Below are 1,435 nucleotides of genomic sequence, written 5' to 3'. Positions count from 1 at the left end.
TCACAAGCGCGTGCAGCGCCTCCGGCAGACCGACAATCTGCTGTGCATCACCGGGCGCACGTTCCGTCCGCCGACGACCGACAGCCGGCATCGTTTCAGCGTCTACCCCAATCTGGCGCGCAAGATGATGCCCACGGGCGCGAACCAGCTGTGGGTGGCCGACATCACCTACGTGCGGCTGGCGGAGGGTTTCGTCTATCTCGCCGTGATCCTCGACGCCTGGAGCCGCCGCGTGGTGGGCTGGGCGCTGGCGGACCATCTCAAAGCTGACTTGGCTCTCGCGGCGCTCGACATGGCGCTCGCCGCCCGGGCGATCGCGCCTGGCGAACTGGTGCACCACTCTGACCGCGGCATCCAATATGCCTGCACCGCCTATGTCGAGCGCCTCACCGCGGCCGGGATCCAGCCGAGCATGAGCCGCGCCGGCTGCCCGTGGGACAACGCCATGGCGGAGAGCTTCATGCGCACGCTGAAGCGCGAGGAGGTCGACGGCCGCTGCTATCGCGATCAGGCCGACGTCGAGGCGCGGATCGCCATCTTCCTCGAGGAGGTCTACAACCGCCAGAGACTGCATTCCGCCCTGGCCTACCGGTCACCGGCGGCATTCGAACGCGACAATCGATTGCTATCGGCTCCGCCGCATGCGGCGCAGCCGATAGCGGTAGGCACAACAATCTGTGTCTAAGCTTTTTGTCTCACCGAGGGGGTGCACTCCAACTGGATCCTCCCCTGCAAGGGGAGGGGGACCGCGCGGAGCGCGGTGGAGGGGGGCCCGAGACCCGTACGGATCCTCGGGCGGCAGCGCGGCGCCGGTGCCGTCGTTCCACGCGAAGAGAGCGGAGGGGATGAAGTTCGCGAAGGGGCGTGTTCTCGCACGGCGGTGGGGCTCGGAGGCAGCCTTTCCGCACGACGCCACGAAGAGCACGAAGCCACGAAGAGGCGTGCTCCATCTGCGCCGCGCCGCTTTCTCCCGGAGACCCCGGCCTTCGCCGGGGTAACGGCTTGGAGAGCCCCTCCAGTACACGTCATCCCGGCGAACGCCGGGATCTCAGGGAGAATATGCACCGGCGGCTGTGGGAGCCGCTTTGACGGACTGGCCACGTTCGCCTTCGGCGCGGATGACGTGGGCCGCGATGCCCCCGGCATCGCTCCGCCCTGCTGCGCAGGCGGACCCGCGTCCGCCTTCGCCTTCGGCTCGGATGACGCGGGCCGCGATGCCCCGGCATTGCTCCGCCCTGCTTCGCAGGCGGACCCGCGTCCGCCTTCGCCTTCGGCTCGGATGACGCGGGCCGCGATGCCCCCGGCATCGCTCCGCCCTGCTTCGCAGGCGGACCCGCGTCCGCCTTCGCCTTCGGCTCGGATGACGCGGGCCGCGATGCCCCCGGCATCGCTCCGCCCTGCTGCGCAGGCGGACCCGCGTCCGCCTTCGCCTTCG

At 69.8% G+C, this 1,435-nt stretch carries 1 protein-coding gene; it reads left to right on the top strand.

Annotation, left to right across the window (positions count from 1 at the left end):
- Positions 1–685, top strand: a 685-nt coding sequence (locus E2493_RS18165) for an IS3 family transposase (RefSeq protein WP_135089760.1), incomplete at its 5' end; no start/stop codon positions are given.
- Between the last annotated feature and the right edge of the window lie 750 nt (positions 686–1,435).

The sequence above is a fragment of the Sphingomonas parva (ex Maeng et al. 2020) genome, assembly GCF_004564275.1.
Taxonomy (GTDB): Bacteria; Pseudomonadota; Alphaproteobacteria; order Sphingomonadales; family Sphingomonadaceae; genus Allosphingosinicella; species Allosphingosinicella parva.
This window is presented reverse-complemented; position numbering and strand designations above follow the sequence as displayed.